This is a genomic window from Mesorhizobium sp. P170090 (assembly GCF_057786115.1).
The window spans coordinates 1057844-1083429 of sequence record NZ_JBYNWH010000001.1; the positions used below are offsets into that span (position 1 = coordinate 1057844).

The window sequence follows — 25586 nt, forward strand, 5'->3', positions numbered from 1 at the left end:
CTGCTGCAATTGCCTGTGGCGGCGCAGCCCCCCGGGGCCTCGCTCGCCTGCTGCTCGGCAACCAGACCGCCGAAGTGCTGTTGCGCCTGCTGCAGAGTTAAGATGAGGCAGCGATCCTTCACGAAACCCCCCCTCTGTCCTGCCGGACATCTCCCCCTCAAGGGGGGAGATCAGATGTCGCCATGGCTTCGCCAAACACGAAAAAGAGGCGAGACGCCGAAGCTGCTAATCTCCCCACTTGAGGGGGAGATGGCCGGCAGGCCAGAGGGGGGTGCTGTCCCGCCGGCGTTTCAGAGTTCCTCCACCCAACAACGGGTTCTATTGCGGCGGTAAACCAGGCAACTGCGACCACTGCGCCGGCAAACCAGGCGGCGGCAGGCCGGGAAGCGGCGATGCTGCCGGCTGGTCTCCCGCAAACATCAGCCGCGTCTTGGTATCGGCCAGCGTCGGCGAAAGACTGCGCTGGATCAGCGCTTCGACATGGTCGTTGCGCTGACGGGCGCTGTCGGCGCCCATCACCACCACGATCAGATGCCGGCCGTCGGCATTGTAGGACGTGACGATATTGTAACCGGATGCCCTGATATAGCCGGTCTTGATGCCGTCGACGCCGCGCACCCGGCCGAGCATGTCGTTGTGGCCGCGCACCAGCCGACCGCGGAACATGAAGTCGCTTTCGGAGAAATAGTGGAACTGCTGCGGGAAGCGGGCGCGCAGCGCCATCCCCAGCGTCGCCATGTCGCGCGCCGATGTGTGCTGGCCATCGTCGGGCAGGCCCGATGCGTTGCGGAAGACGGTGCTGCTCATGCCGATCTGGCGCGCCTTCGAGGTCATCATGGCGGCGAACTGGTTCTCCGAGCCGCCGAGATATTCGCCCACCGCCACCGCCACGTCATTGGCCGACTTGACCACGATCGCCCGGATCGCCGAATCGACATCGATGCTCTCGCCGCGCTTGAAGCGCAATTTGGTCGGCGGCTGCCGGGCGGCATTCTCGGAGACCGGGATCCGGGTTTCCTTCGAGACGCGGCCGGTCTCCAGCGCCTCGAACAGCAGGTAGAGCGTCATCATCTTGGTCAGCGACGCCGGATAGCGTTGCGCCCTCGAACTGACCTCGAACAGCGTCTTGCCACTGCCGGCATCGATTACGATGGCGGCATATTTCTCCTGCGGCGCCGGCACCGCCAGCACGCTGTCGGGCGGTGCGGTGGTGCTGCAGCCGGCCACGAAGACAAGCAGCAGGGCTGCGAGAAATTTTTGGACGAGGGAGGGTAGATGGAAGTTTGGCAAGGCAAGTCCGGCGTTGCTGAGAGGGCCGGAACCTAGCCTAACCCATTGTGTTCGTCCATTTGGTTAATGGCGGAGCTGCCAATCTCCCCGCTTGCGGGGGAGATTAGCTGTGACTTCGGTCTTCGCTACTCACCAACTCCGTAATCCCCGCCCCGAAATCGCCTGCTTCCTGTCCTGTTTTGCCTGCGGGGTCGCGGTGCTGCTATAGAGGCGGCAATTGCTTGGGGGATTTGACAATGACCGGTGACATCGGCGCGGCTGCGCCATCTCTTATCAGGGCTTCGCTCAGCCGCACCGGCAAATGGCCGGCAGCGTCGCTTTCATCGGCGGCGCGGCTTCCGACATCCTCAATCCGCTGGCGCCGTTCGCCGCCTATATCGCGCTGGTCGCTTCGGTTGCCGCCGCCATCATCGCCATTGCCATCGTTCTGCGGCTGGTGCTGGCCGCCAAAGCGCTGCCGGCGCTGATCTTTGCCACCAGCGCTGCCGCCGTCGCCGGCGGCGTCTATGGCCTGCAGCAGCAGACCAATTCGCAGAACGGTGTGATCGCCGGCCTGGTGCCGGCCATCGCCCAGTTGCAGCAGCAGATGGGCATCGTCTCGGCCAGGGTGGCCAGGATCGAGCAAACGGTAACCGAGACGAAGCTGGCGGTCGACCAGGTCAAGCAATCGACCGACGCGGTGGCGAAGAAGACCGAGGAAATTGCGTCGACCCAGCAGCAGCAGGCTGAGCAGGGCGCGCAGACGCAAAAGTCGGTAGAGGCGGTCAAGCAGACGACCGAAACGCTCGCTGCCGGCCAGCAGAAACAGGCCGAGCAGGCGGATAAGCTTCAGGCGACCACCGAGCAGATCGCCGCCTCGATCGACACCATCGCCAAGGGCTTTGCCGCATTGGCCGCGCAGGGCGGGACGATCGCCGAGCCGAAGCGGCCGGACGAATTCTATCACAATGCCCGCGTCTACGAGCTTTCCGGCGACATGCTGAATGCGCGGCGCTCCTATCTCGCTTTCGCCGGTTTCGACGTCGACGCCGTCGATCCCTACACACGCTTCGCCACCCTGCTGCGCGTGCAGGACGGCAAGGCCGGCGCCCGCGAAGTGTTCGGCGCCCTGGCCGACAAGGCCAAGGCGCTGTCGATCAAGCTGGTCCATATCCTGCAGTTCGACGATGCCCAACGTCTCGACAAGCTCAACGCCTTCATCGCGGCCAATCCGGATTTCGCACCGGCCTATTACCTGCTCGCGCAGGAGTTTTCCGAGGATCGCCTCGGCGTCCAGTCGCTGTCCGACAAGCGCAGCGAGGCCGAGGCGCTGACCAGGTTCGTCTCCTATGAAAAGGAAGGCGGGCTGCTCAAATATTTCGTCGACCAGACGCAGCTCGCCGACTGGCTCGACCGCAGCCGTACCCGCCTGACGGCGCTTGGCGACGTGCTCGACCCAGCACGCTTTGCCCCGACGCTGACGCCGATGCGCTCCAATGCCGGCTGGACGATCTCCATCTCGCTGCCCGAGGCCGCGACCGGCATTTCCTGGCGCATGGGTGTGTCAGGTCCGTTCACCGACACCGGGCTGATGGCGATGAACGACCAGCGCACCGGCAAGCCGATGCCCAATCCGAGCTTCGAATTGCCCGACAGCACCACGGCCACCACCATCGGGGTCAAATATCTCGATCTCAGGGGCCGCGAGACCGGGCCGTTCGACATAAGTTTCGATCCGGACGCGGCGCTGCAACAGGGCAACAAACAGATCCTCGACCAGTTCTGGACGTCGTGGATCGCCTTCGACGCCAGCGGCAATCACGGCCTGGTCTATTTCTCCCAGATGCTGTCATTCCGCTGCGGCATCAAGGAGGTGCGCTACAGCTTGAACGGCACGGCGCTCGACAAGGGGATCAAGCTGCCGCCTTGCGACAAGAAGGACCCGTACGCCATTCCTTATGACTACCAGCCTTACTTCAAGGTCGCCGACAACGTGACTTCGATGGCGGTGCAGGTCACCTACACCGACGGCACCAAGTCGCCGGTGCGCGAGTATAAGCGGCAGTAGGCGTCCACCCTCCCCCTTGTGGGGAGGGTCGATCCGCGTAGCGGATCGGGGTGGGGGTCCTTGTAGGGCGCTACCCCCACCCCACCCCGTCGATCGATCTCCGCTTCGCTCCGATCGCTCGCCGACCCTCCCCACAAGGGGGAGGGTAAAAATCGCCCTGATGCAAAATGCCGGTCGCTGTGCTTGCGCATCCGTCGCGGAGCGGGTTTGTTCGCTGCCATCAGAATCAGCAGGTGCGCGGATGGATACGGTCACGATCAAGGCAAAGGGCATTTCGGTCACGCTCGATCTCACTGTCGGCCATATCGCCGAAATGACGGTCGACAGCGATGGCCGCCAGCTGAAGCCGCTGCACCGCGCGCCCTGGATCGATGCCGGCGAGACGCTGCCGCCGGATCTGCCTGAAGGCACGGTGCGGCTGTCGGGCGATTTCCTATGCGCACCGTTTTCGGCCAGCGACATCGAGGCCGCACCGCTGCATGGCTGGCCGGCCAACAGCCCCTGGGATGTCACCGTCAGCGAAGCGACATCCGACGGCTGGCGGGCCGTCTTCCGGTTGCGCCGCACGGTGATGGGCGCGACGGTCGACAAGATCTTCACGCTCCGCAACAGTCATCCCTTTCTCTATCAGGAGCATGTCTTTTCCGGCGGTTCCGGAGCGGTCTCCGCCGCCCACCATCCGATGGCGGCGATGCGCGATGGCGGCCGGCTGGCCTTTTCGCCGAAGCGCTTTGCCGGGACACTGGACGCACCGCTGGAGCCCGATCCGGCCCGCGGCCGCTTCAAGCTTTCCTATCCCGCCCGCTCGACCGATCTGACGCGCTTTCCAGCCACTGGCGGCGGCACGCTCGATCTCACCGACTACCGCATGGAGGATGAGCGCGAGGATTTCATCACCCTGGTCGAAGCCGATCATGACGGTCCGGGCTGGACGGCGCTGGCGCGCCGGGCCGAACAGGATCTGGTGCTGGTGCTGAAGAACCCGGCGGAGCTTCCGGTCACCATGCTGTGGTTCAGCAATGGCGGCCGCGACTACGCGCCGTGGAGCAGCCGCCATCGCGGCGTGCTCGGCATCGAGGACGGCCGCGCCGCCATCGGCCATGCCGCATCGATCGACGACAATTGGCTGAAGCGCGAAGGGGTCGCGACCGCTTTTACCCTCGGCGGCGAAGTCTCCTTCCGCCATGTCATCGGCACGCTGCCGCTGGCGAGCGGCGAGCCGCCGCGCGCTATCGGGACAGCCTCAGGTCACATGCATCTCACCGGAGCCGATGGTTCGACCCGCGATGTCGCATTCGACAGCGATTTCCTGCGGATCGGCCAGCCCGGCTGATTTTCGAACGCTGGCCCTGCCCCTCACCTGCCTGCCGGCATCCTCGACACACGGCACATGGAGCTTGTCCGCCGCACCGCCGCGCCAACCAATCTGCTTGGCGCTGCGGCGGACGCATAGGGGGAGAAGTGTTACCCATCTATCGGCTGCACACCGGCAGGGCGACGAGGGGCAGCGCTGACGTGGCGGATGTCGTGAGATTGCCCAAATCGCGGTTTGAAATTTCCTCAAACTGCCGACAAGATGCAAAGCATAACTGGAAGCGCCCAATGTCCGAAATCGCCCATCTCGCCGCCACCATCTTCAAGCGCGCTGGCAAGGCGAAACGCTTCATCGTCGCCATTGCCGGCCCGCCCGGCGCCGGCAAGTCGACGCTCTCGGCCGGCCTGCATGATCTGTTGCCGGAGGGCGCGGCTGAAGTCGTGCCGATGGACGGCTTCCACTATGATGACATCGTGCTCGACCAGCGCGGCCTGCGGTCAAGAAAGGGCGCGCCGGAGACTTTCGACTTCGCCGGCTTCGAGACGCTGTTGAAGCGCATCCGTTCGGGCGAGCCAGACATCGCCATTCCGGTGTTCGACCGCAGCATGGAATTGTCGCGCGCCGCCGCCTCCATCGTTGCCGCCGAGACCAAGTTCATCCTGGTCGAAGGCAATTACCTCCTGCTGGACGAGGAGCCGTGGTCGCGGCTGGCGCCGCTGTTCGACTTCACCATCTTTGTCGATGTGCCGCGTGCCGAACTCGAGCGCCGCCTTCTGGTGCGCTGGCACGAGCATGGCCGCTCCGACGAAGACGCCCGCGCTTGGATCGCTTCCAACGACATGCCCAACATCGATCGCGTGCTCGGCCGTCGCAGGTCCGCCGACCTGGTTGTTGGCGATCCCGCATAGTTCGCTGGACTTCGGAACGGGAACCTTAAGACTTTCAGGTCGTTATCTCTCATCGGCAATCGTGCCGCCGTGAGGGAACCGTCAGATGGCAACCAAGGCAAAAACACCCGCCAAGAGCAAGACCGCTCAACCCAAAGCCAGGCAGGCAAAGGCCACGCAGGCGAAGGCAGGCGCCGGCCCGGCGATCGCCGAGCGGTCCAAGGACGCAAAGCCGGCTTTCGGCAAAGCGGCGCCAAAGAAGGTAGAACCGGTGGCGACGGCAAAGGTGACGGCGAAAACCGCCAAACCCAAGAAGCCGGCAAGCAGCGGCTCGGTGGCCGGCGGCGCGATGCGCACCGTCAAGGCGACCGCCAATGTCGCCGCTGGTGCGGTGGCGGCGACAGCCAGGGGCGCTGCGTCGCTCGCTGCGTCCGTCATCGGCAAGGGCGGCTCGGAAAGCAAGGCCAAGGCGAAATAGACCCGGCTGCTTCGGCTGGCCGAGGTCAATTCCTGGCGGGAATGGTCAGGCCGCGCTGCACCGCGGGCCGCGCCAGCCCGCGCTCCAGCCATGCCGCGACGGTGGGGAAGTCGTCGAAGCCGACGAGTTCGCGCGCCTCGTAGAAGCCGATCAGATTGCGCACCCAGCCCAGCATCGAAATGTCGGCGATGGTATAGTCGTCGTCCATGATCCAGGTTCGACCCTTCAGCCGCGTCTCCAGCACCCCGATCAGCCGCCGCGATTCATTGCGGTAGCGATCCAGCGGCCGCTTGTCGGCGATCTCGCGTCCGGCGAATTTGTTGAAAAACCCGACCTGTCCGAAAATCGGCCCGATCGCCGCCATCTGGAAGAACACCCATTGGATGGTCTCGTAGCGCCGCGCTGGATCGGCCGGGATCAGCTTGCCGGTCTTGTCGGTGAGGTAGAGCAGGATGGCGCCGGATTCGAACAGGCCGAGCGGCTTGCCGCCCGGCCCGTCGGGGTCGATGATCGCAGGTATCTTGCCGTTCGGGTTCAGTGACAGGAATTCCGGCGTCCAGCTCTGGTCCTTGCCGATATCCACCAGATGCGCCTCGTAGGGCAGGCCGAGTTCTTCCAGCGCGATCGAGACTTTCACCCCATTCGGCGTCGTCGCGGAATAGAGCTGCAGGCGGTCGGGGTGGCTGGCCGGCCAGCGCTTGGTGATCGGAAAGGCGGACAGGTCGGTCATCGAAAGCTCCGGTCGGGAATTTGGCGCGGTATCGCGCCGTCTGGCGTGTGGCGAAGGATTATCCTCGGCGTCTTTGCCGATCAACCGGCCGACGGTGCACACACCGTCTTCGCAGTCATGCAGGGCCAGTCGCTCAGGGGCCAGTCGCTTGCCGTCAGACCGCCTTGAACGCCACCACGGCATTGGTGCCGCCAAAGGCAAAACCGTTGCTGATCGCCGCGCGCACCTTGCGCTCGCGCGCCACATTCGGCGTGATGTCGAGATCGCAGTCGGGGTCGGCCTGCCGGAAATTGGCCGTCGGCGGCACGATGCCTTCGCGGATCGCCATCACGCAGGCGATCATTTCCAGGCCGCCCGAGGCGCCGAGGCAATGGGCATGCATCGACTTGGTCGACGACACCGACAGCTTATAGGCATGGTCGCCGAAGACGCGCTTGATTGCCGCCGTCTCGATCTGGTCGTTGGCCTTGGTGCCGGTGCCGTGGGCGTTGAGATAGTCGACGTCCTCGGGATTGAGCCCGGCGTCCGCCAGGCAGGCGCGCATCGCCGCCGTCGGTCCCTCGACAGTCGGCGCGACGATATCGGAAGCGTCGGCGGAAAGGCCGGCTCCGGCAAATTCGGCCAGAATGGTCGCGCCGCGCGCCATGGCGTGTTCATACGTTTCCAGCACCGCCATTCCAGCACCTTCGCCGAGCGACAGGCCTTGGCGATCGGCCGAGAACGGCCGGCAGGTATCGGGCGCCAGCACCCGCAGGGCCTCCCAGCCCTTCAGGATGCCCCAAAGCAGCGGCGCGTCGGTGCCGCCGGCGACCATGACATCGGCGCGGCCGAGCCGGATCTGGTCGACCGCCGAGGCAAAGGCGTGATTGGACGAGGAGCAGGCCGAAGTGACGCCGAACACCGGCCCGCGCAGGCCGAGATTCATGCTGACATGGCCGGATGCCGCACTCGGCATCACTTTCGGCACGGTGAAGATGCCGGCCCGGTTCTTGCCGTCGACCAGGATGGCGCGATAGTTCTCCTCGATCGCCTCCCAGCCGCAGACGCCGACGCCGACAACCGCGCCCATCCGGTAGGTGGTTGCTTCAGTCGATGTCAGGCCGGCATGCTGCATGGCTTCGCGCGCGGCAATCGTCGCCAAAAGGCTGAAGCGGTCCATCGACACGGTCTGCTTGTGGCTGATGCCATGGTCGGGCAGCGTCTTGATTTCGCAGCCGACCTTGACCTTCAAATCATGCAAACCGGGATTGCTGATTTGACCGATGGCCGATCGGCCGGCCCGCATTTCGTTCCAGATTGCAGGCGCATTGGCGCCGAGCCCGCATATGCCGCCGATGCCGGTAATGACGACGCGCTTTTGCATTCAGCTCAGGCTTTTTTCGCAATCAGCGCGCGAACAGCCTCAACCATATCGCCGACATTCTTGAGATTGCTCCAGGCATCGACCGTGTTCATCTCGATCTCGATGCCGTACTGCTCCTCGAGATCGAAGATGATCTCGGTCAGTTCCAGGGAATGGATGCCAAGCGCGGTCAATTCCGTATTGGTGGTGATCTCTTCGCCACCGGGCTCCGCATGTGCCCTGATCTTGGCGATGATTTCCGTTGCCAGCTCGTCAGCCATTCAATTCCTTCCCCAATTTTATAACGTCGCGGTGCCGATTGGTTGGCGCCCCTGTTGCCTGGACTGAAATCGCCGTCGCCTTCAAAAACCCGCCAGGCGCAGCATGACCGTTCCAAAGAGGCTCCCTCTATAGAAACGGAAACGCTGTCAAGCAACAAGCTATATCAACAAGCACCATATCGACAAAGCGCCGGGAGTGCTTAACGTTAGCGCCATGGATACGTTGCAGCATGTCTTGATCCCGGCTCTTCCGGCCCAGCGCGCGGCCGGGGCGGCCCGGCTTGCGTGCGGCGTCAGGGACGGACGCACCCGGCTTTTGCGCCTCTATCAGGACGGCTCGGCCAAAATCCGCATGCCGGCCGTTGCAGCCGATCCGCTCGAAGCCGTGCTCATCAACACCGCCGGCGGCCTGACCGGCGGCGATCGGCTCGGCTGGGAAATCGATGTCGGGCCAGGTGCCTCCGCCTCGATAACCACCCAGGCCTGCGAAAAGATCTATCGTGCCGCTAGCGACCGCGCCGAAGTTCGGGTGAAGCTCAGCGTCGGCGCGGGCGGGCGTATCGCCTGGCTGCCCCAGGAAACCATCGTCTTCGACCGCTCGGCCTTTGCCCGCACGCTCGAGGTCGAGCTTGCCGCAGGCGCCGAGGCATTGCTGCTTGAAGCCACCATATTCGGCCGCCTCGCCATGGGCGAAGAGGCCGCGCACGGCCATTTCCACGACCGTTGGCGTGTCCGCCAGGATGGTGCGCTCGTTCATGCCGAGGATTTCCGCATCGGGCCGGCTATCGCGGCGGCACTTGGCCGCCCGGCGGTCGCCGGCGGCGCCATTGCCGCTGCGACGCTGCTGATGGTCTCGCCGCAGGCCGAAGCCTTGCTCGATCCGGCCCGCGACATCGTCGGCGCCGACGGCGATGCCAGCGCCTGGAGCGTCAAAAAATCTGGCAAGCTTCTTGCGAGGCTGTTTGCCGAGGACGGCTATCAGCTGCGCAAGCGGCTGGTTCCGCTCGTCGAACTGCTCAACGGGCGGGCGGGTCTGCCCAAATTATGGTCACTCTGAGCCAAATACAGGCCAAATCCAGGAAAGCGCATGAACCTGACGCCGCGTGAAAAGGACAAGCTGCTCATCGCCATGGCGGCGATCGTGGCGCGCAAGCGGCTGGAACGCGGCGTCAAGCTCAATCACCCCGAAGCGATCGCGCTGATCACCGATTTCGTCGTCGAGGGCGCCCGCGACGGCCGCCCGGTCGCCGAACTGATGGAGGCCGGCGCCCATGTCATCACCCGCGCGCAGGTGATGGAAGGCATCGCCGAGATGATCCACGACGTGCAGGTCGAGGCGACCTTTCCCGACGGCACCAAGCTGGTGACCGTTCACGAACCGATCAGGTGAGGAGAAAACGATGCTGGAGCTGCGACCGAATTGCGAATGCTGCGACAAGGACCTGCCGCCGGAAGCGGCGGACGCGCTGATCTGCACCTTTGAATGCACCTTCTGCGCTGACTGCGCTGAACATGTGCTGGGCGGCGTCTGCCCGAACTGCGGCGGCAATTTTTCCGCACGCCCGATCCGCCCAGTGGAGAAACTGGTGAAATATCCGGCCTCGACCCAACGCGTGCTCAAGGCCGAGGGCTGCGGCCCGCGCAAGGCTGCGTGATTGTTTTCGTGACTTCGAAGGGAAGACCGATGATCTCTGCTTCAACCAAACGCACCACGCTTGCAGCGATCCTGCTGCTGGCGGCGGCGATGCCCGCCTATGCCCATGTCGGCATCGGCACGACCTCGTCCTTCGCGGCGGGCTTCGCGCATCCGCTGTCCGGCCTCGACCATATGACCGTCATGGTAGCCGTCGGCCTGTGGGCGGCGCTCAAGGGCGGCAAGGCAATCTGGGCCTGGCCGCTGGCCTTTGTCGGCGTCATGCTGGTCGGCGGCGCGCTCGGCATGCTCCACGTGCCGGTGCCTTTCGTCGAACCGGGCATCCTTGCCTCCGTCGTCGCGCTTGGCTTGCTGGTGGCGTTGGCGGTCGATCTGCCGGTCTCGGCCGGAGTCGCCATCATCGGCCTGTTCGCGCTGTTCCATGGCCATGCCCACGGCACCGAAGTGCCGGAAAATGCAGGTGGGCTTGACTATATGGCCGGCTTTGCCGTTGCCACCGCACTTCTCCATGCCATGGGCATCGCTGCCGGCCTTGGCCTCGGCATGCGCTTTCGCGGGCTTGCCCGCGCCGCTGGCGCCGCTTGTGCTGCAGTCGGCGGCGGCCTGGTCTTCGGCGTTTTGTGAGGCTAACGATGATTCCCGGCGAAATCATCACCGCAAGCGGCGACATCGAGCTCAACAAGGGGCTGCCGACGGTGACGCTGAAGGTCGCCAACAGCGGCGACCGGCCGATCCAGGTCGGCAGCCACTACCATTTCTTCGAGACCAATGAGGGGTTGAAATTCGACCGCGACAAAGCGCACGGCATGCGTCTGGACATTGCCGCCGGCACCGCGATGCGCTTCGAACCGGGACAAGAGCGGGACGTCACGCTGGTGCCGTTCGGAGGAAAACGCGAGGTCTACGGTTTTCAGCAGAAGATCATGGGCAGGCTGTGAGATCGACGGGGTCGAGCGCCCTGAGGTCAGTTCGACGGCCTGGCCGCCGCGTAGATGACGATTCTTGCCGAGCCGTCGAATTCCACCGCAAGGACGTCTTCCGTAAGCACGCGCCGCGAATCGATGGCGTTGAACAGCAAGGCGTTGGCGTCGATCTCCTTGCGCAGTTCCGCAATGTCATCCTGATGCTGTTCGACCTTGCTCTCGACCGCCGGCGGCGGGCCGCCTTCGCTGCGCGCCGCGTCGGTGAGGAAGACGATATCCACAGTATCGAGCTTGGACGTCTTGCGCACGGCGCCGATGTTCTCACGCGTCCGCTCGATCGCGGTGATGATCTTGTTGGTCTGTGGTTCCGTCCGCGCCTCCTCCTGCCGGACATCGGAGCCGACGATCCTGTTGACGGTGTCGGCCCGGTTGACGGCGTCAGCGCTTTCAAGACCTTGCGCGGCTTGCGGGCCGAAAGCTGCGAGAAATGTGCAGGCAGCAAGGCTCTGGAGCCATCTGGTGTCGGCAAAGACAGGCATTGCTCGCTCCTGGTGGACTTTTCTGTGCAACGCCGTTCGGCGCCAAAGGAACGAAACGCCTCCTGTCGGGCGAAGGTTCCCTGTGGGCTGGCGGGCCGGGTGCCGGCCCGCCAAGCGCTTCTTTCAGCTTGCCTTCTTGGTGACAAGGGTCAGCGCGCCATCGGTGGTCATGCTGGCGGCGACCACCTGTGCCGAGGTGAGCCCCTTGGCTTCGAGCGCCGACTTGATCTGCGGCGTCGCGTCGATCGAAGAGCGCAGTTTCTGCAGCCCGGCATCGCCACGCTGGGCGATCACCTGATTGACCTGCGTCTGGGTGGCTTTGGGCAATTCGCTGATATCGACGATGTTGACCTTCTGGATCGCCGGCGCCGCCGGCTGAGCGCTGGGCGCCGCCGGCTTCGGTTGCGGCGTGGGCTGCTGCTGGGCGCCGGCTACGGTTGCGGAGGCCAGCGTGGCTGCGGCTGCAAGAACGATGATTTTGCGCATGTATTTTCCTTTCATCGATTTGGCCAAGGGTTTGGCAAACGGGCGGTTTGGGGTGGCACCGCCACCTCAACGGCCAAATGGGATCAGAAGGTGTCGCCGAGCGGGTCATTGCATGACCATTGGATGGCGACGATGTGGGGCTGCGGCCGGACTGCGTTTGGGGAGCATTGACTGATGGCTAGAATTACCCGCGCCGCCTACGCGCAGATGTATGGCCCGACGGTCGGCGACAGAGTGCGCCTGGCCGATACCGAGCTGTTTATCGAGGTCGAAAAGGACCTCACCGTCCATGGCGAGGAGGTGAAATTCGGCGGCGGCAAGGTCATCCGCGACGGCATGGGCCAGAGCCAGGTGTCGCGCGCCGGCGGCGCGGTCGACACGGTCATCACCAACGCGCTGGTGGTCGATGCCACGGCCGGCATCTTCAAGGCCGATATAGGTCTCAGGGACGGCCGCATCGCGGCGATCGGCAAGGCCGGCAATCCCGACACGCAGGACGGTGTCACCATCATCATCGGCCCCGGTACCGAGATCATCGCCGGCGAGGGCAAGATCCTGACCGCCGGCGGCTTCGACGCGCACATCCACTTCATCTGCCCGCAGCAGATCGACGAAGCGCTGATGTCGGGCATCACCACCATGCTCGGCGGCGGCACCGGCCCGGCGCATGGCACTCTGGCCACCACCTGCACGCCCGGACCCTGGCACATGGCGCGCATGATCCAGTCCTTCGACGCTTTCCCGATGAACATCGGCCTGTCCGGAAAGGGCAACGCCTCGCTGCCGGCAGCGCTGGAGGAAATGGTGCTGGGCGGGGCCTGCTCGCTGAAGCTGCACGAGGACTGGGGCACGACGCCGGCGGCCATCGACTGCTGCCTGTCGGTTGCCGACGATTACGACGTGCAGGTGATGATCCACACCGACACGCTGAACGAATCCGGCTTTGTGGAGAACACCGTCGCCGCCATCAAGGGCCGCACCATCCACGCCTTCCACACCGAAGGCGCCGGCGGCGGCCATGCGCCCGATATCATCAAGGTCTGCGGCCTGCCCAACGTCATTCCGTCTTCGACCAACCCGACCCGGCCCTACACCGTCAACACGCTGGCCGAGCATCTCGACATGCTGATGGTCTGCCACCATCTGTCGCCGTCGATCCCTGAAGACATCGCCTTTGCCGAAAGCCGCATCCGCAAGGAGACCATCGCGGCGGAAGACATTTTGCACGATATCGGCGCCTTCTCGATCATCTCGTCGGACTCGCAGGCCATGGGCCGTGTCGGCGAGGTGGCGATCCGCACCTGGCAGACCGCCGACAAGATGAAGCGCCAGCGCGGGTCATTGCCGCAGGAGACCGGCAACAACGACAATTTCCGCGTCCGCCGCTACATCGCCAAATACACCATCAACCCGGCCATCGCGCATGGGCTGTCCAGGGACATCGGGTCGATCGCGGTCGGCAAGCGCGCCGATCTGGTGCTGTGGAACCCAGCCTTCTTCGGCGTCAAACCGGACATGGTGCTGATCGGCGGCATGATAGCCGCAGCCCCGATGGGCGACCCCAACGCCTCTATCCCGACCCCCCAGCCCATGCACTACCGCCCGATGTTCGGCGCCTATGGCAAGGCCAGGACCAACTCGTCGGTGACCTTCGTTTCGAAGGCGGCGCTGGAGTCCGGCCTGCATGGCAGGCTCGGCGTCGACAAGCAGTTCGTCGCGGTCGAAAATACCCGCGGCGGCATCGGCAAGCACTCGATGATCCTCAACGACGCCACGCCGCATATCGAGGTCGATCCCGAAACCTATGAGGTTCGCGCCGATGGCGAACTCTTGACTTGCGAGCCGGCAACCGTGCTGCCGATGGCGCAGCGGTATTTCCTGTTTTGAGGCGAGGGGCGATTTGATCGACCCGGCAAATTCCATTGCGAGCCGGTCGGTGCCGCCGCAATATGCGGCTCAAAGAAACCGCGTAGCAGGTCATGGCCACCGAAATAGCCTCCGCCCACGACATCTTCCCGCATATCCGCATCGTCATGGGCATGGTGATCGGGCTTGGCGTCGCCCGCCTGCTGTCGGGGGTGGCGCGCATCGTCCAGCATCCCGGCCAGTACAAGCTCTATCCCGTGCACCTCGGCTGGGTCGCGTCCATGCTGTTGCTTCTGGTGCATTTCTGGTGGTGGGAGTTCGGCCTCTACACGATAGAGGTCTGGACCTTCGGCAAATATTTGTTCCTGATCTTCTATGCCATCACGCTGTTCCTGCTGTGTGCGCTGCTGTTTCCGGATTCGATGCTCGACTACACCAGCTATGAGGATTTCTTCTATTCGCGCCGCGGCTGGTTCTTCGGCCTGCTGGCGACGACCTATCTGCTCGATGTCGTCGACACGCTGCTGAAAGGGCCGGAGCATTTCGCCCGCTACGGCAATGAATATTTGTTCCGAACGCCGGTTTTCGTGGCGCTGTGCATCGCCGCCATACTGGTGCGCGACCGCCGCTTCCACATCGCCTTCGTCGTCGGCACGCTGATCTACCAAATTTCGTTCATCCTGCGGCTCTTCGACACCATCGTCTGAGCAGGGGCTATGGTTTAGGGTCGCGGGGAAAGAAGGTTCAACCATGTGCAAGGCCATCGGATCGCGTGGATCCCGCGTCAGCCGCGTTCTGTGGATGCTTGAGGAACTCGGGCAGCCCTATGAGTTCGTCGAAGTCAAATTGCGCTCGCCGGAAGCCTATGCGCTCAACCCGTCGGGCAAGGTGCCGATCCTGATCGACGGCGAGCTGACGGTGACGGATTCGGCGGCAATCTGCGTCTATCTCGCCGACAAGCACGCCGACAAAGGCATGGGCGCCGGTCCCGGTGTCGCCGGCCGCGCCGAGATGGATTCCTGGATGCATTTCGCCCAGTCGGAGTTCGAGGCGCCGCTGTGGAACAAGCTGCGCCACCGCTTCCTGCTGCCCAAGGAAGTGCGGGTCGATGTCGGTCCTGCCGCCGCCTACGATTTCGCCTCCGAGACCAAGGCGCTGGACGGCCGGCTGGGCAACAGGCCTTTTGCGCTGGGCGACCGATTTTCCGCCGTCGACGTGCTGTTGGGCGACATGGGCGGCTGGGCCCGAGCCGGAAAATTCCCGATCGAGTCCGAGCGCGTCAACGCGTATTTCGACCGCGTCTTGGCGCGGCCTGCCCGGGCACGGGCGCAAGCCAATGGCGGAGCCATGCGATGAAACTCAACCTCAACACCGACTTCACCAAATTCCCGCGCGCCGTCTCGGTGCTGACGGCCGGCACTGCCGGTAGCGTGCCGCCATCCGGCCGTGCCGTGCTGCCCCATGACGAGCGCCATCTGCGCCGCCGCGCCATCGAACTTGCCGACGGCAGCAAGGTGCTGGTCGACCTGCCCGAACCCGTGACCTTGAACGATGGCGACCGGCTGGTGCTGGAGGATGGCGGCCAGGTCGAGATCACCGCGGCACCCGAAGAGGTCTACGACATCCGCGCCCGCCACGCCGTGCATCTGACCGAACTCGCCTGGCATATCGGCAACCGGCATCTGGCGGCTGCGATTGAGCCCAGCCGCATCCTGATTTTGCGCGACCATGTTATCAAGGCTATGCTGGAAGGGCTAGGCGCCACGGTGCGCGAAGTCTCCGAACCGTTCAAGCCGGTGCGCGGCGCCTATTCCGCCCAAGGTGCGCATGGTCATGATCATGGCCATGCGCATGCGCACGCCGAAGCGCATTCCCATGATGGACGTTCCCACGCACACAGCGAGTCGCATTCGCACAGCCATTCCCATGACGGGCATCATCACGATCATGACTGACCAGCCGTCCGGCATCGCTTTGCTGCGGCTCATGGCGTGGCTGTCGCCGGCCTTTCCGGTCGGCGGCTTTGCCTACAGCCATGGCCTCGAACGCGCCGGGCAAGACGGGCTGGTTGCCGATACCGCCAGCCTCGCCTTCTGGCTGGAGACGCTGGTCGAGATGGGCTCGGGCTGGAACGACGCCGTGCTCTTCACGGAAGCCTGGCGCCGCGCCCGCGGCGGCGGCGATCTCCATGAAATTGCCGATCTCGCCGAAGCGCTGGCCGGCTCGCGTGAGCGTCACACCGAAACCATGCTGCAAGGCGCCGCCTTCCTGAAAGCGGCAGCGGCTTGGGCGAATCCGGTGTTGGGCCGCCTGCCGGCCGAATGCGCCTACTGTGTCGCCGTCGGCGCCGTTGCCGGCGGCAACGGCATCGCGCTTCAGGACGCGATGTCGGCCTTCCTGCAGGCCTTCTTCTCCAACCTCGTCCAGGCGGCGATCCGACTCGGCATCGTCGGCCAGACGGACGCTATGGCCTTGCTCGCCGGCTTCGAGCCGTTGGCGCTGTCGACGGCCGCGCGCGCCGCCGGCTCGACATTGGACGATCTCGGCGGCTGCGCCTTCATCTCCGACATCATGGCGATGAAGCACGAGACGCAGTATTCCAGGCTGTTCCGCTCATGATCGTCCTCGCCTTCGCCCTCTCGGCCGTCCTGCTGCTGATCACCGCGCTGCATGTCTATTGGGGCCTTGGCGGCATCTGGCCGGGCAGGGACGGCGTCTCCTGCGCCCACGCCGTCGTCGGCTTTCGCGGCGTCGACGAGATGCCGACGCCGTTTGCCTGTTTCGCCGTTGCCGCGTGCCTGTGCCTCGCAACCCTGTGGCCGCTGGCGCTGACCGGGGTCTTCGCCACCCCCTTTCCAAGGGAAGGCCTTGCCGCCACAGCGCTGCTCATAGGGCTGGTCTTCCTCGGCCGCGGCATTGCCGGCTTCACGCCGTGGTGGCGCCGTCTGGCGCCGGAACAGCCTTTTGCGCGGCTCGATGTCAGCTTCTATTCGCCGCTCTGCCTGTTGATCGGGCTCAGCTTCGCCATCCTCGCCATCACGGAGTTTTTCGGCATGACGGATTTTTCGCTATGACTCAGGCCAACGGTCCCCTGCGCATCGGCATCGGCGGTCCCGTCGGCTCCGGCAAGACGACGCTAACCGAAAAGCTCTGCAAGGCGCTGCGCGACGATTTCTCCATCGCCGTCGTCACCAACGACATCTACACCAAGGAAGACGCCATGATGCTGGCTCGCCTGCAGGCGCTGCCTGAGGACCGCATCGTCGGCGTGGAGACCGGCGGCTGCCCGCACACCGCCATCCGTGAGGACGCCTCGATCAATTTGCAGGCGATCGCCGGGCTGAACAGGAAATTCCCCGATCTCGACATCGTCTTCATCGAATCCGGCGGCGACAATCTTGCTGCCACCTTCTCGCCGGACCTTGCCGACCTGACCCTCTATGTCATCTCGGTTTGCCAGGGCGAGGAAATCCCCAGGAAGGGCGGGCCGGCGATCACCCGTTCCGATTTCCTGGTCATCAACAAGAGCGATCTGGCGCCCTATGTAAACGTCAACCTCGATGTCATGGAGAGCGACGCCGCCCGAATGCGGGGCAAGCGCCCGTTCGGCTTCACCGATCTATCGCGCGGCAAGGGACTGCAGGAAGTCATCGACTTCATCGTCGAACATGGCGGGCTGCAGTCGGCCCGCTCGGCGGCCTGACCCAGTACTTACCGGTTGCTGGTCGGCATTGGGCGCGGCATTCTCGGGGAAATGGAGGATTTTTTGATGAGCATCGCCCGTTTGCAGAAAGAGCCGCTGACCAACCTGCCCTATTATGAGGAGCGCGTCGACCTTGCCGCCGCCTTCCGCTGGACGGCGCGGCTCAACATGCATGAAGCCGTGGCCAACCACTTCTCGCTGTCGGTCAACGAGGCCGGCAGCAAATTCCTGATGAACCCCAACCAGGTGCATTTCTCGCGCATCAAGGCGAGCGACCTTTTGCTGATCGACGCCAACGATCCCGAGACATTGTCCGGCCCGAATGCGCCCGACCCGACCGCCTGGGGTCTGCACGGCGCCATTCACCGCAACGTGCCGCATGCGCGCTGCGCCATGCATGTGCATTCCATTCATGCCACTGTGCTTGCATCGCTGGCCGACTCGACTCTGCCGCCGATCGACCAGAACTCGGCCATGTTCTTCAACCGCCACGTCGTCGATGCCCACTATGGCGGGCTGGCCTTCGAGGAGGAAGGCGAGCGCTGCTCGCAACTGCTCACCGACCCTAAGGTCAAGGTGATGGTGATGGGCAATCACGGCGTCATGGTCATCGGCGACACCGTTGCCGACGCCTTCAACCGCATGTTCTATTTCGAGCGTGCCGCCGAGACCTACATCAAGGCGCTGTGGACCGGCCGTCCGCTGCGCACGCTCCCCGACGCCATTGCCGAAAAGACCGCCAGCGAAATGGACGACTATCCCCTCCAGGCGGAGCGTCACCTTGCCGAGCTGAAGGCGATCCTCGACGAGGAGGAGCCGGTGTACCGCAGCTAAGCGACCATCCGTGCTTCTCCCGTTTACGCTACGCACTCACCTTCTGTGATTTGTTATGACTGATCGGCGTAAGGCTTGGTTGCCAGGTGGTTCCCCCAATCCGTCGCTGCTTCGCAGCGCCACCTTTCCCTCCTCCGGAGGGAAAGGAAGGGAGCTTTCTGGACGAGCGTTTGACGGCAAAAAGCTTGGCTCGGCGAAGCCGAGACGGAGTGGGGGTCGACCAGCGCAACATTAGACAATGCATGGCCAAGCTGAAGGGAGGATGAGGGGCAGCGCCGACGTTCATAGGCTCACTCAGAGTCCCAACTGAGCCCGCAACTCTTCCGCACTGTTGATCACGACAGCGCCCTTCGGTCCTGCCATCGGCGCTTCCGGCCAGAAGATCGTCCGCATCCCCGCGGCCAGGCCTGATGTGGCGCCGGTAACGCTGTCGTCGACGGCCACCGCGTCTGCGGGATCGACGCCGGCCAGCCATGCGGCGCGCAGGAACGGTTCGGGATGCGGCTTGCCTTCGCGCACGTCGTTTCGGCTGATCGTGCGCATGCCGGGATAGATCAGGCCGACGGCGCTCAGATTTGCATCGACGATCACCCGGTCGGAATTGGACACCACCGCCTGCTGCACGCCGAGCGCGCGCAATTCGTTGAACACTTCGATCGCGCCGGGGCGCGGCTTCAGCGTCTCGGCCATCGGCATGTAGTGATCGTATTTGCGCACGATCCAGTCGTCGAAGGGCAGGTCGAGGCCGAACTCGCTGCGCAGCATCTCGTAGACCGGTGCGGCGGCGACGCCCAGCACCCGCTCATGCAGGTCGGCCGGCGGCGTGATACCGACGCTGCGCAGCGCCGCCACCAAGGCGGCCTCATGCAGCGGCTCGCTGTCGACCAGCGTGCCGTCCATATCCCAGAAAACCGCTTTCGGCGTCATGCGAGGCTCCTTTGCCGATCCCCTTAAAGCGTTTGTATCAGGAGATAAACCGCCGAGCCCGTCCGCTGGCGATTTTCGCTTGGTTGGTTGCCGCGCGGCGGCCGGATCGAAGCAGCAAGCAATTGCCCTGCCGATAGACAATTGCGCGCCGACACATTCCCTGCAAGACTATGACGCTTCGCCCAAGGGCGCGCAAAGGGGCAGGGCTGGAGGCACATTTTGAATTCGCGGCAAGATGGCGGCAGCAGCAGGCTGGACGAGGCAGCGCGCGCCGGCTGGCTTTACTATGTTGCCGGCAACACCCAGGACCAGATCGCCGCCACGCTCGGCATTTCCCGGCAGACGGCGCAGCGGCTGGTGTCGCTGGCGGTGTCGGAGGGGCTGATCAAGGTGCGGGTCGACCACCCGATCGCCAATTGCCTCGACCTTGCCGCAAGGCTGAAGTCGCGCTTCGCGCTCGACCTGGTCGAAGTGGTGCCGAGCGATCCGACCTCATCCTCGACCACGATCGGCATTGCCGAGGCGGCTGCGGCCGAGATCGAGCGGCGGCTGCGGTCACCGACGCCCATCGTCTTGGCCATCGGCACCGGCCGCACGTTGAAGGCGGCGATCGAGCAATTGCCGCCGATGGAATGCTCGCAGCACAAGGTTGTGTCCTTGACCGGCAACATCTCGCCCGACGGTTCGGCCGCCTTCTACAACGTCATCTTCACCATGGCCGACCGGGTCAAGGCGCGCTCGTTCCCGATGCCGCTGCCGGTCATCGCCTCGTCGCCGGAAGAGCGCGAGATGCTGCTTGCCCAGCCGATGATCCAACCGACGCTGGCGCTGGCCGCGGAAGCCGACGTGACCTTTGTCGGCATCGGCGATCTCGGCCCGAAGGCGCCGCTCTACGAGGACGGTTTTATCTCGGAAAGCGAGTTGAAGGCGTTGCAAAAGGCTGGCGGCGTCGCCGAGATCGTCGGCTGGGTGTTCGATCGGGAAGGCCGCATGATCGAGGGCATCACCAACGACCGGGTATCGTCGGCAGCCTTGCCGTCACGCGAAAAGTCGCTGGTCATTGCGCTCGCCATGGGCGAGCGCAAATTGCCGGGCATCCTGGCCGCGGTGAACCGCCGGCTGGTCAATGGCCTCATCACCGACGAGCGGACCGCCACGGCTTTGCTCGACGGTTCCTGATAGATTAAGCGGCCCATCGATAAAATCCAACACGTTTATTTGCAGCGCCCGGACGGGTCGTTGCCGTCGAGAAAACCCATGTCGCGCTGCAGATGCGGCGACAACTCCCGGACGTCGACGTAGCCGCGCCGGCGGTGCACAAGCAGGGAAAATTCATGCACCAGCAGGGAAAACCAGCTCTGCGCCGGGGTCGAATGGAGCTTTTGCTGTACCGTGGTCATGATCTTCAGCCTCCGCTATGCTTGAACTTGATTGATCGTTGACACCAGATATCGGCCTGATTGGCTCTTGCCGCCAATCAAACGTCGATCACGACCCATAAGGAGGGCTTATGCCCGATCTCAAGGCACCACAGCTCGCCCAGTTGCCGCCGCTGCAGGCCATCAGGGTGTTCGAAGCCGTCGCGCGGCATCTCTCCTTCACCAAGGCCGCGCAGGAACTCGGCATGACGCAGGCCGCCGCCAGCTACCAGATCAAGCTTCTGGAAGAGCGCATCGGTTCGCCGCTGTTCCTGCGCCAGCCGCGCCAGATTGTGCTGACGGAACCCGGCCAGCGCCTGGCGCCCGCCGTCAGCGAGGCGTTCAGCCTGCTCTCAAGCGCCTATTCCGCCGCGCGTGGGGGCGCCGATGGTGTGCTGTGCGTCTCGACGCTGCTGACCTTTGCCTCGAACTGGCTGGCGCAGCACCTCGGCTCCTTCCAGGTCGCGCATCCGTCGCTGGCGGTGCGCGTCGATACCTCGAACAGGGTGATCGATTTTGCCCGCGAGGACATGGACATCGCTATCCGCTCCGGCAGCGGCAAGTGGCCTGGAGTGGAGACCCATCTTTTGTTCAAGGCCGATTTCACCCCGGTGCTGAGCCCGGCACTCGCTGCCACCATAGGTGGCGTCCACGAACCCGCCGACCTGTTCAAGCTGCCCATTCTCGATCCCGGCGACATCTGGTGGCGGGAATGGTTCGCCCTTGCCGGCGTCCCGGCGGACGAACTTGCCAGGCGCACCGGCACCAGCATGGGCGCGCAGGCCTATGAGGCGAACGCGGCCATCGCCGGCCATGGTGTGGCAATCCTGACCACCGCATTGTTCAAGACCGAGCTCGCCGCCGGCCGCCTGATCCAGCCCTTCGACCTGGTCGGCGACGACGGCCACGCCTATTGGCTGGTCTACCCGACGGCGCGTCGCAACGTGCCGAAGATAAAAGCCTTCCGGGACTGGATCCTGGCCGAGATCGCCTGCGCCTGAGGGCGAGCGATTCGCGGATTGATTTCCGAGATGCAAAGCGAGCCATGGATCCGCGACGAATGCTCGCTTTCGCGGACAAACAGCTGCGATCGGGCCACCCGGTTAACCAAGCTTGACAAAAACGCTGTCGATATCACTCGCCCGGCATAGGCTTGTGCTTGTGACGACCCAATTGAGCAGGATCAATCGTCTGCAGATTGAAACAGGGTCGATCAGCCGGCTGATGAAAGTCTATCGCGTCGAAGAAATCGAAAACAACACCGTGCGCACGACGCAGGTGATCGAAGCATTTACGCCGTTTCAAGCTGCCGTGAAGGCAATCGGCCGGGAAGTTAGGCTGCGCAAGGACGAGCCCAGCTGGATCCAGGTGACGGAAGTGCTGACCAGAGCCAAGCAAACACGCGACGGCAGGGTTTTCGAATATTCCGTCGGAAGCTACCCGTCCCACGGCTGACGGGCTGGGCCCTATCGCTCCCTTGGCGCCATGATTGGGTTGCGATGGGTCGGCATCAACCCGCTCTCACATCCCCGTGCAAACAGCTTCCCAAATCCATTCAATATCCTCTACGCGCGCAACGTCGCGCACCTGCCCCGTGTGCTGCGCTGCAGCATCGAATCCGGCTTGACATAATTAACGCCAAGTGAGTAATTGCCCATTACCAAGGCAAATGCTCATCTTGGTTCATGGGAGGAATTTGATGAAACTGCGCACGCTCACTTTGGGCCTGTTGTCGGCCAGCGCCTTCGCTTTCGCCGCGCATGCCGAATCCATCACCATCGCCACCGTCAACAATGGCGACATGGTCCGCATGCAGAAGCTGACCGACGACTTCACCAAGGCTAACCCCGACGTCACGCTCAACTGGGTCACGCTCGAAGAGAACGTGCTGCGCGAGCGCGTCACCACCGACATTGCCACCAAGGGTGGCCAGTATGACGTTATGACCATCGGCACCTACGAGGTTCCGATCTGGGCCAAGCAGAACTGGCTGTTGCCGCTCGACAAGCTCGGCGACGACTATGACGCCAAGGACATCATCCCGGCCATTGCCGGCGGCCTGTCGGTCGACGGCAAGCTCTATGCCGCGCCCTTCTACGGCGAAAGCTCCTTCGTCATGTACCGCAAGGACTTGATCGAGAAGGCCGGGCTGAAGATGCCCGACGCCCCGACCTGGGACTTCATCAAGCAGGCCGCCGACAAGATGACCGACCGCGCCAATGGCGTGAACGGCGTTTGCCTGCGCGGCAAGGCCGGCTGGGGCGAGAACATGGCCTTCCTCACCGCCATGTCGAACTCCTTCGGCGCCCGCTGGTTCGACGAGAACTGGAAGCCGCAATTCGACCAGCCCGAATGGAAGAACACGCTGCAGTTCTATGTCGACCTGATGAAGGCCGACGGTCCCGAGGGCGCCTCGTCCAACGGCTTCAACGAAAACCTGGCGCTGTTCCAGCAGGGCAAGTGCGGCATGTGGATCGACGCCACCGTCGCCGCCTCCTTCGTCTCCGACCCGAAGAACTCGACCGTCGCGGACAAGGTCGGCTACGCACTGGCCCCCGACAATGGTCTGGGCAAGCGCGGCAACTGGCTGTGGGCCTGGTCGCTGGCCATCCCGGCCGGCACGCAGAAGGGAGACGCCGCACAGAAGTTCGTCTCCTGGGCGACCAGCAAGCACTACGCAGAACTGGTTGCTTCCAAGGAAGGCTGGGCCAACGTTCCTCCGGGCACGCGCTCCTCGCTCTACGCCAATGCCGAGTATCAGAAGGCGGCTCCGTTCGCCAAGATGACGCTGGACTCGATCAATGCCGCCGACCCGACGCATCCGACCGTCAAGCCGGTGCCCTATGTCGGTGTGCAGTTCGTCGCAATTCCTGAGTTCCAGGGCCTCGGCACAACCGTTGGCCAGCTGTTCTCGGCGGCGCTCGCCGGCCAGACCAGCGTAGACGACGCGCTCAAGCAGGCGCAGGACGCCGCCACCGCGACCATGACCGAAGGCGGTTATATCAAGTAAGGCTCCTCCCGGTGCCGAATGCCGGCGGCCTCCTTGGCCGGCAACGGCCGCCCGAATCCCAGTTCGGGCGGCCCCTTTCACACACCTGAAAATTTGGCTGACCTTGAAGGGTGACCGTCATGGCTACTCAGCAGACCCGTTCGCTTGCCCGCTTTATGTTGGCGCCATCCGTGGTGCTGCTGTTCGTCTGGATGATCGTGCCGCTGGCACTCACGATCTGGTTCTCCTTCCAGCAGTACAATCCGCTCAATCCGATCCGCGACGGGTTTGTCTGGTTCTCGAATTACTCGCTGTTCTATTCCAACCCGGCATTCCTGCAGTCGATCCTCAACACGCTGGTCCTGGTGGGCAGCGTGCTGCTGATCACCGTCATCGGCGGCATCATGCTGGCGCTGTTGATCGATCAGCCGATGTGGGGACAGGGGATCGTCCGCATCCTCGTCATCTCTCCGTTCTTCGTCATGCCGCCGGTGGCTGCACTTGTCTGGAAGAACATGATCATGCACCCGCAATACGGCGTCTTTGCCGACATTGCGCGCTTCTTCGGGGCTCAACCGATCGACTGGTTCGGGCAGCATCCGATGCTTGCCATCATCATCATCGTCGCCTGGCAATGGCTGCCCTTCGCAACGCTGATCCTGCTGACCGCATTGCAGTCGCTCGACGGCGAGCAGAAGGAAGCCGCCGAGATGGACGGCGCCGGCTTCGTCAGCCGCTTCATCTATCTGACGCTGCCGCACATGTCGCGCGCCATCACCGTCGTCATCCTGATCCAGACCATCTTCCTGCTGTCGGTCTATGCCGAAATCCTGGTCACCACCAATGGCGGACCCGGCTATGCCTCCACCAACCTGCCCTTCCTCGTCTACCAGAAGGCATTGCTGGAGTTCAAAATCGGCCAGGCATCGGCCGGCGGTGTCATCGCCGTCATTCTCGCCAACATCGTCGCCTTCTTCGCCATGCGCGCGGTCGGCAAGAACCTGGACAAGTAAGGGAGGATACGATGGCACGTGCAGTCACCACCCAACACAAGGTCATTGCGACAGGCGCCGCCTGGATCGTCGCGCTGCTGATCTTCTTCCCGATCCTCTACACGATCATCACCTCGTTCAAGTCGGAGCAGGAGGCCATCCAGGGCTTCGCGCTGATCCCGTCGGGGACGTTCGAGAGCTATACCGAGGTCCAGGCGCAGAGCGGCTACTTCAAGTTCTTCTTCAACTCGGTGCTGCTCTCGGTCGGCTCGACCATCCTGGCCCTGATAGTCGCGGTTCCGGCCGCCTGGTCGATGGCCTTCTCGCCGGGCAAGTGGACCAAGGACATCCTGATGTGGATGCTCTCGACCAAGATGATGCCGGCGGTTGCCGTGCTATTCCCGATCTACCTCATCTTCCGCGATGCCGGACTGCTCGACAGCCGCATCGGCCTGATGATCATGCTGATGCTGATCAACCTGCCGATCGTGATCTGGATGCTCTACACCTACTTCCGCGAAATCCCCGGCGAAATCCTGGAGGCGGCACGCATGGACGGCGCCACCTTGTGGGGCGAGATCGTCTATGTGCTGACCCCCATGGCCGTGCCGGGCATCGCATCGACCATGCTGCTCAACATCATCCTGGCGTGGAACGAAGCCTTCTGGACCATCCGCCTGACCACCACCGAGGCAGCGCCGCTGACGGCCTTCATCAGTTCGTTCTCGAGCCCGCAAGGCCTGTTCTGGGCCAAGCTTTCGGCGGCCTCGACGCTGGCCATCGCCCCCATCCTGATCATGGGCTGGTTCAGCCAGAAGCAGCTGGTGCGCGGCCTGACATTCGGCGCGGTAAAATAACGGACGTTGCCTGAAGCAATCCGGCCAA

The 25586-nt window shown here is 63.9% G+C and carries 30 protein-coding genes and 1 pseudogene; 23 read left to right on the forward strand and 8 right to left on the reverse strand.

The window, feature by feature from the left end; all coding sequences use genetic code 11:
* Positions 1 to 318: 318 nt before the first annotated feature.
* Positions 319 to 1290 carry a D-alanyl-D-alanine carboxypeptidase family protein gene (locus AC3EML_RS05330; protein ID WP_023806261.1) on the reverse strand — a complete coding sequence of 324 codons (972 nt, stop codon included), beginning with the start codon at positions 1288 to 1290 and terminating at the stop codon, positions 319 to 321.
* 236 nt (positions 1291 to 1526) lie between these two features.
* On the opposite strand from AC3EML_RS05330, the pseudogene AC3EML_RS05335 reads away from it, so the two are divergent.
* From AC3EML_RS05335 to AC3EML_RS05350, 4 genes and pseudogenes are all read left to right on the forward strand, one after another.
* Positions 1527 to 3337: pseudogene (locus AC3EML_RS05335) on the forward strand (methyl-accepting chemotaxis protein).
* Between the two features lie 241 nt (positions 3338 to 3578).
* Positions 3579 to 4670, forward strand: coding sequence for a hypothetical protein (locus AC3EML_RS05340; RefSeq protein WP_352520618.1), 1092 nt, complete (start codon positions 3579 to 3581; stop codon positions 4668 to 4670).
* Positions 4671 to 4939: 269 nt separating this feature from the next.
* Positions 4940 to 5560: a nucleoside triphosphate hydrolase gene (locus AC3EML_RS05345; protein ID WP_023671222.1), complete on the forward strand. Its 621-nt coding sequence runs from the start codon at positions 4940 to 4942 to the stop codon at positions 5558 to 5560.
* Positions 5561 to 5645: 85 nt separating this feature from the next.
* Entirely contained in the window at positions 5646 to 6017 is a 372-nt protein-coding gene (locus tag AC3EML_RS05350; protein WP_352520617.1) for a hypothetical protein, read from the forward strand.
* A gap of 25 nt (positions 6018 to 6042) precedes the next feature.
* On the opposite strand, the gene AC3EML_RS05355 is transcribed toward AC3EML_RS05350, so the two are convergent.
* The 3 genes from AC3EML_RS05355 to AC3EML_RS05365 all read right to left on the reverse strand — a co-directional run bounded on the left by AC3EML_RS05355 (position 6043) and on the right by AC3EML_RS05365 (position 8370).
* Positions 6043 to 6747, reverse strand: a complete 705-nt coding sequence (locus AC3EML_RS05355) for a glutathione S-transferase family protein (RefSeq protein WP_352520616.1) — start codon at positions 6745 to 6747, stop codon at positions 6043 to 6045.
* A 154-nt stretch (positions 6748 to 6901) separates the two neighbouring features.
* Positions 6902 to 8110, reverse strand: coding sequence for a beta-ketoacyl-[acyl-carrier-protein] synthase family protein (locus AC3EML_RS05360; protein WP_023671225.1), 1209 nt, complete (start codon positions 8108 to 8110; stop codon positions 6902 to 6904).
* A gap of 5 nt (positions 8111 to 8115) precedes the next feature.
* The gene (locus AC3EML_RS05365; RefSeq protein WP_023671226.1) at positions 8116 to 8370 is read right to left on the reverse strand and encodes an acyl carrier protein; all 255 of its coding nucleotides are present in this window, start codon (positions 8368 to 8370) and stop codon (positions 8116 to 8118) included.
* A 214-nt stretch (positions 8371 to 8584) separates the two neighbouring features.
* On the opposite strand from AC3EML_RS05365, the gene AC3EML_RS05370 reads away from it, so the two are divergent.
* Genes AC3EML_RS05370 through AC3EML_RS05390 form a run of 5 tightly spaced genes read left to right on the forward strand, consistent with a single transcriptional unit; the run spans position 8585 to position 10962 of the window.
* Positions 8585 to 9427 carry an urease accessory protein UreD gene (locus tag AC3EML_RS05370; RefSeq protein WP_023671227.1) on the forward strand — a complete coding sequence of 281 codons (843 nt, stop codon included), beginning with the start codon at positions 8585 to 8587 and terminating at the stop codon, positions 9425 to 9427.
* 30 nt (positions 9428 to 9457) lie between these two features.
* Positions 9458 to 9760: an urease subunit gamma gene (locus AC3EML_RS05375; protein ID WP_023671228.1), complete on the forward strand. Its 303-nt coding sequence runs from the start codon at positions 9458 to 9460 to the stop codon at positions 9758 to 9760.
* Positions 9761 to 9770: 10 nt separating this feature from the next.
* Positions 9771 to 10025, forward strand: a complete 255-nt coding sequence (locus AC3EML_RS05380) for a DUF1272 domain-containing protein (RefSeq protein ID WP_023671229.1) — start codon at positions 9771 to 9773, stop codon at positions 10023 to 10025.
* 29 nt (positions 10026 to 10054) lie between these two features.
* Positions 10055 to 10648 carry a HupE/UreJ family protein gene (locus AC3EML_RS05385; protein WP_023671230.1) on the forward strand — a complete coding sequence of 198 codons (594 nt, stop codon included), beginning with the start codon at positions 10055 to 10057 and terminating at the stop codon, positions 10646 to 10648.
* 8 nt (positions 10649 to 10656) lie between these two features.
* Positions 10657 to 10962 (forward strand): urease subunit beta, encoded by a 306-nt coding sequence (locus AC3EML_RS05390; protein WP_352520615.1) that lies wholly within the window; start codon positions 10657 to 10659, stop codon positions 10960 to 10962.
* A gap of 26 nt (positions 10963 to 10988) precedes the next feature.
* Here the strand turns inward: AC3EML_RS05390 and AC3EML_RS05395 are convergent, their stop codons facing one another.
* Both AC3EML_RS05395 and AC3EML_RS05400 read right to left on the reverse strand, forming a co-directional pair.
* The gene (locus AC3EML_RS05395; protein WP_023689155.1) at positions 10989 to 11486 is read right to left on the reverse strand and encodes a hypothetical protein; all 498 of its coding nucleotides are present in this window, start codon (positions 11484 to 11486) and stop codon (positions 10989 to 10991) included.
* A 123-nt stretch (positions 11487 to 11609) separates the two neighbouring features.
* Positions 11610 to 11972, reverse strand: coding sequence for a hypothetical protein (locus AC3EML_RS05400; RefSeq protein ID WP_023671233.1), 363 nt, complete (start codon positions 11970 to 11972; stop codon positions 11610 to 11612).
* 174 nt (positions 11973 to 12146) lie between these two features.
* Between AC3EML_RS05400 and ureC the strand changes: the two genes are divergently transcribed.
* The 8 genes from ureC to AC3EML_RS05440 all read left to right on the forward strand — a co-directional run bounded on the left by ureC (position 12147) and on the right by AC3EML_RS05440 (position 18375).
* Entirely contained in the window at positions 12147 to 13859 is a 1713-nt protein-coding gene (gene ureC / locus AC3EML_RS05405) for an urease subunit alpha (RefSeq protein ID WP_031195771.1), read from the forward strand.
* A gap of 92 nt (positions 13860 to 13951) precedes the next feature.
* Positions 13952 to 14545, forward strand: a complete 594-nt coding sequence (locus tag AC3EML_RS05410) for a hypothetical protein (RefSeq protein WP_023695869.1) — start codon at positions 13952 to 13954, stop codon at positions 14543 to 14545.
* A 43-nt stretch (positions 14546 to 14588) separates the two neighbouring features.
* On the forward strand, positions 14589 to 15194 hold the full coding sequence (locus tag AC3EML_RS05415) for a glutathione S-transferase family protein (protein ID WP_023822032.1): 606 nt from the start codon (positions 14589 to 14591) through the stop codon (positions 15192 to 15194).
* Positions 15191 to 15793 (forward strand): urease accessory protein UreE, encoded by a 603-nt coding sequence (ureE, locus tag AC3EML_RS05420; protein WP_352520614.1) that lies wholly within the window; start codon positions 15191 to 15193, stop codon positions 15791 to 15793. Before AC3EML_RS05415 ends, ureE begins: the two co-directional genes overlap by 4 nt.
* Entirely contained in the window at positions 15786 to 16457 is a 672-nt protein-coding gene (locus AC3EML_RS05425) for an urease accessory protein UreF (protein ID WP_023693083.1), read from the forward strand. Before ureE ends, AC3EML_RS05425 begins: the two co-directional genes overlap by 8 nt.
* Positions 16454 to 16912 (forward strand): DUF3995 domain-containing protein, encoded by a 459-nt coding sequence (locus tag AC3EML_RS05430; protein ID WP_023745871.1) that lies wholly within the window; start codon positions 16454 to 16456, stop codon positions 16910 to 16912. Before AC3EML_RS05425 ends, AC3EML_RS05430 begins: the two co-directional genes overlap by 4 nt.
* Positions 16909 to 17541 (forward strand): urease accessory protein UreG, encoded by a 633-nt coding sequence (gene ureG, locus AC3EML_RS05435; protein ID WP_023671240.1) that lies wholly within the window; start codon positions 16909 to 16911, stop codon positions 17539 to 17541. Before AC3EML_RS05430 ends, ureG begins: the two co-directional genes overlap by 4 nt.
* Before the next feature lie 66 nt (positions 17542 to 17607).
* Complete coding sequence (locus AC3EML_RS05440; protein WP_352520613.1) at positions 17608 to 18375, forward strand: class II aldolase and adducin N-terminal domain-containing protein; 768 nt, start codon at positions 17608 to 17610, stop codon at positions 18373 to 18375.
* A gap of 294 nt (positions 18376 to 18669) precedes the next feature.
* On the opposite strand, the gene AC3EML_RS05445 is transcribed toward AC3EML_RS05440, so the two are convergent.
* The gene (locus AC3EML_RS05445; RefSeq protein WP_023693084.1) at positions 18670 to 19302 is read right to left on the reverse strand and encodes an HAD family hydrolase; all 633 of its coding nucleotides are present in this window, start codon (positions 19300 to 19302) and stop codon (positions 18670 to 18672) included.
* Between the two features lie 219 nt (positions 19303 to 19521).
* On the opposite strand from AC3EML_RS05445, the gene AC3EML_RS05450 reads away from it, so the two are divergent.
* Entirely contained in the window at positions 19522 to 20481 is a 960-nt protein-coding gene (locus AC3EML_RS05450) for a sugar-binding transcriptional regulator (RefSeq protein WP_023671243.1), read from the forward strand.
* A 35-nt stretch (positions 20482 to 20516) separates the two neighbouring features.
* Here the strand turns inward: AC3EML_RS05450 and AC3EML_RS05455 are convergent, their stop codons facing one another.
* Positions 20517 to 20702 (reverse strand): hypothetical protein, encoded by a 186-nt coding sequence (locus tag AC3EML_RS05455; protein ID WP_023671244.1) that lies wholly within the window; start codon positions 20700 to 20702, stop codon positions 20517 to 20519.
* A 110-nt stretch (positions 20703 to 20812) separates the two neighbouring features.
* Here AC3EML_RS05455 and AC3EML_RS05460 point away from each other — a divergent pair, with 110 nt between their 5' ends.
* The 5 genes from AC3EML_RS05460 (at position 20813) to AC3EML_RS05480 (ending at position 25558) form a co-directional block, all read left to right on the forward strand.
* Entirely contained in the window at positions 20813 to 21721 is a 909-nt protein-coding gene (locus AC3EML_RS05460; RefSeq protein ID WP_023671245.1) for a LysR substrate-binding domain-containing protein, read from the forward strand.
* A 112-nt stretch (positions 21722 to 21833) separates the two neighbouring features.
* On the forward strand, positions 21834 to 22175 hold the full coding sequence (locus tag AC3EML_RS05465) for a hypothetical protein (protein ID WP_155923262.1): 342 nt from the start codon (positions 21834 to 21836) through the stop codon (positions 22173 to 22175).
* Between the two features lie 244 nt (positions 22176 to 22419).
* Positions 22420 to 23730, forward strand: coding sequence for an ABC transporter substrate-binding protein (locus AC3EML_RS05470; RefSeq protein ID WP_023671248.1), 1311 nt, complete (start codon positions 22420 to 22422; stop codon positions 23728 to 23730).
* A gap of 119 nt (positions 23731 to 23849) precedes the next feature.
* Positions 23850 to 24722 (forward strand): carbohydrate ABC transporter permease, encoded by an 873-nt coding sequence (locus AC3EML_RS05475; RefSeq protein ID WP_023671249.1) that lies wholly within the window; start codon positions 23850 to 23852, stop codon positions 24720 to 24722.
* 11 nt (positions 24723 to 24733) lie between these two features.
* A complete protein-coding gene (locus AC3EML_RS05480) occupies positions 24734 to 25558 on the forward strand; it encodes a carbohydrate ABC transporter permease (RefSeq protein WP_023671250.1) in 825 nt (274 codons plus the stop codon).
* The last annotated feature ends 28 nt before the right edge of the window (positions 25559 to 25586 follow it).

Excerpts from the sequence above, each read along its gene's own strand:
- AC3EML_RS05425 (WP_023693083.1), top strand. The coding sequence starts at position 15,786 with ATGACTGACCAGCCGTCCGGCATCGCTTTGCTGCGGCTCATGGCGTGG.
- AC3EML_RS05345 (WP_023671222.1), top strand. The coding sequence starts at position 4,940 with ATGTCCGAAATCGCCCATCTCGCCGCCACCATCTTCAAGCGCGCTGGC.
- AC3EML_RS05350 (WP_352520617.1), top strand. The coding sequence starts at position 5,646 with ATGGCAACCAAGGCAAAAACACCCGCCAAGAGCAAGACCGCTCAACCC.
- AC3EML_RS05355 (WP_352520616.1), bottom strand. The coding sequence starts at position 6,747 with ATGACCGACCTGTCCGCCTTTCCGATCACCAAGCGCTGGCCGGCCAGC.
- AC3EML_RS05475 (WP_023671249.1), top strand. The coding sequence starts at position 23,850 with ATGGCTACTCAGCAGACCCGTTCGCTTGCCCGCTTTATGTTGGCGCCA.
- AC3EML_RS05340 (WP_352520618.1), top strand. The coding sequence starts at position 3,579 with ATGGATACGGTCACGATCAAGGCAAAGGGCATTTCGGTCACGCTCGAT.
- AC3EML_RS05395 (WP_023689155.1), bottom strand. The coding sequence starts at position 11,486 with ATGCCTGTCTTTGCCGACACCAGATGGCTCCAGAGCCTTGCTGCCTGC.
- ureC (WP_031195771.1), top strand. The coding sequence starts at position 12,147 with ATGGCTAGAATTACCCGCGCCGCCTACGCGCAGATGTATGGCCCGACG.
- AC3EML_RS05445 (WP_023693084.1), bottom strand. The coding sequence starts at position 19,302 with ATGACGCCGAAAGCGGTTTTCTGGGATATGGACGGCACGCTGGTCGAC.
- AC3EML_RS05470 (WP_023671248.1), top strand. The coding sequence starts at position 22,420 with ATGAAACTGCGCACGCTCACTTTGGGCCTGTTGTCGGCCAGCGCCTTC.
- ureG (WP_023671240.1), top strand. The coding sequence starts at position 16,909 with ATGACTCAGGCCAACGGTCCCCTGCGCATCGGCATCGGCGGTCCCGTC.
- AC3EML_RS05365 (WP_023671226.1), bottom strand. The coding sequence starts at position 8,370 with ATGGCTGACGAGCTGGCAACGGAAATCATCGCCAAGATCAGGGCACAT.
- AC3EML_RS05430 (WP_023745871.1), top strand. The coding sequence starts at position 16,454 with ATGATCGTCCTCGCCTTCGCCCTCTCGGCCGTCCTGCTGCTGATCACC.
- AC3EML_RS05390 (WP_352520615.1), top strand. The coding sequence starts at position 10,657 with ATGATTCCCGGCGAAATCATCACCGCAAGCGGCGACATCGAGCTCAAC.
- AC3EML_RS05370 (WP_023671227.1), top strand. The coding sequence starts at position 8,585 with ATGGATACGTTGCAGCATGTCTTGATCCCGGCTCTTCCGGCCCAGCGC.
- AC3EML_RS05480 (WP_023671250.1), top strand. The coding sequence starts at position 24,734 with ATGGCACGTGCAGTCACCACCCAACACAAGGTCATTGCGACAGGCGCC.
- AC3EML_RS05385 (WP_023671230.1), top strand. The coding sequence starts at position 10,055 with ATGATCTCTGCTTCAACCAAACGCACCACGCTTGCAGCGATCCTGCTG.
- AC3EML_RS05410 (WP_023695869.1), top strand. The coding sequence starts at position 13,952 with ATGGCCACCGAAATAGCCTCCGCCCACGACATCTTCCCGCATATCCGC.
- AC3EML_RS05400 (WP_023671233.1), bottom strand. The coding sequence starts at position 11,972 with ATGCGCAAAATCATCGTTCTTGCAGCCGCAGCCACGCTGGCCTCCGCA.
- AC3EML_RS05375 (WP_023671228.1), top strand. The coding sequence starts at position 9,458 with ATGAACCTGACGCCGCGTGAAAAGGACAAGCTGCTCATCGCCATGGCG.
- AC3EML_RS05415 (WP_023822032.1), top strand. The coding sequence starts at position 14,589 with ATGTGCAAGGCCATCGGATCGCGTGGATCCCGCGTCAGCCGCGTTCTG.
- AC3EML_RS05380 (WP_023671229.1), top strand. The coding sequence starts at position 9,771 with ATGCTGGAGCTGCGACCGAATTGCGAATGCTGCGACAAGGACCTGCCG.
- AC3EML_RS05460 (WP_023671245.1), top strand. The coding sequence starts at position 20,813 with ATGCCCGATCTCAAGGCACCACAGCTCGCCCAGTTGCCGCCGCTGCAG.
- AC3EML_RS05360 (WP_023671225.1), bottom strand. The coding sequence starts at position 8,110 with ATGCAAAAGCGCGTCGTCATTACCGGCATCGGCGGCATATGCGGGCTC.
- ureE (WP_352520614.1), top strand. The coding sequence starts at position 15,191 with ATGAAACTCAACCTCAACACCGACTTCACCAAATTCCCGCGCGCCGTC.
- AC3EML_RS05440 (WP_352520613.1), top strand. The coding sequence starts at position 17,608 with ATGAGCATCGCCCGTTTGCAGAAAGAGCCGCTGACCAACCTGCCCTAT.
- AC3EML_RS05455 (WP_023671244.1), bottom strand. The coding sequence starts at position 20,702 with ATGACCACGGTACAGCAAAAGCTCCATTCGACCCCGGCGCAGAGCTGG.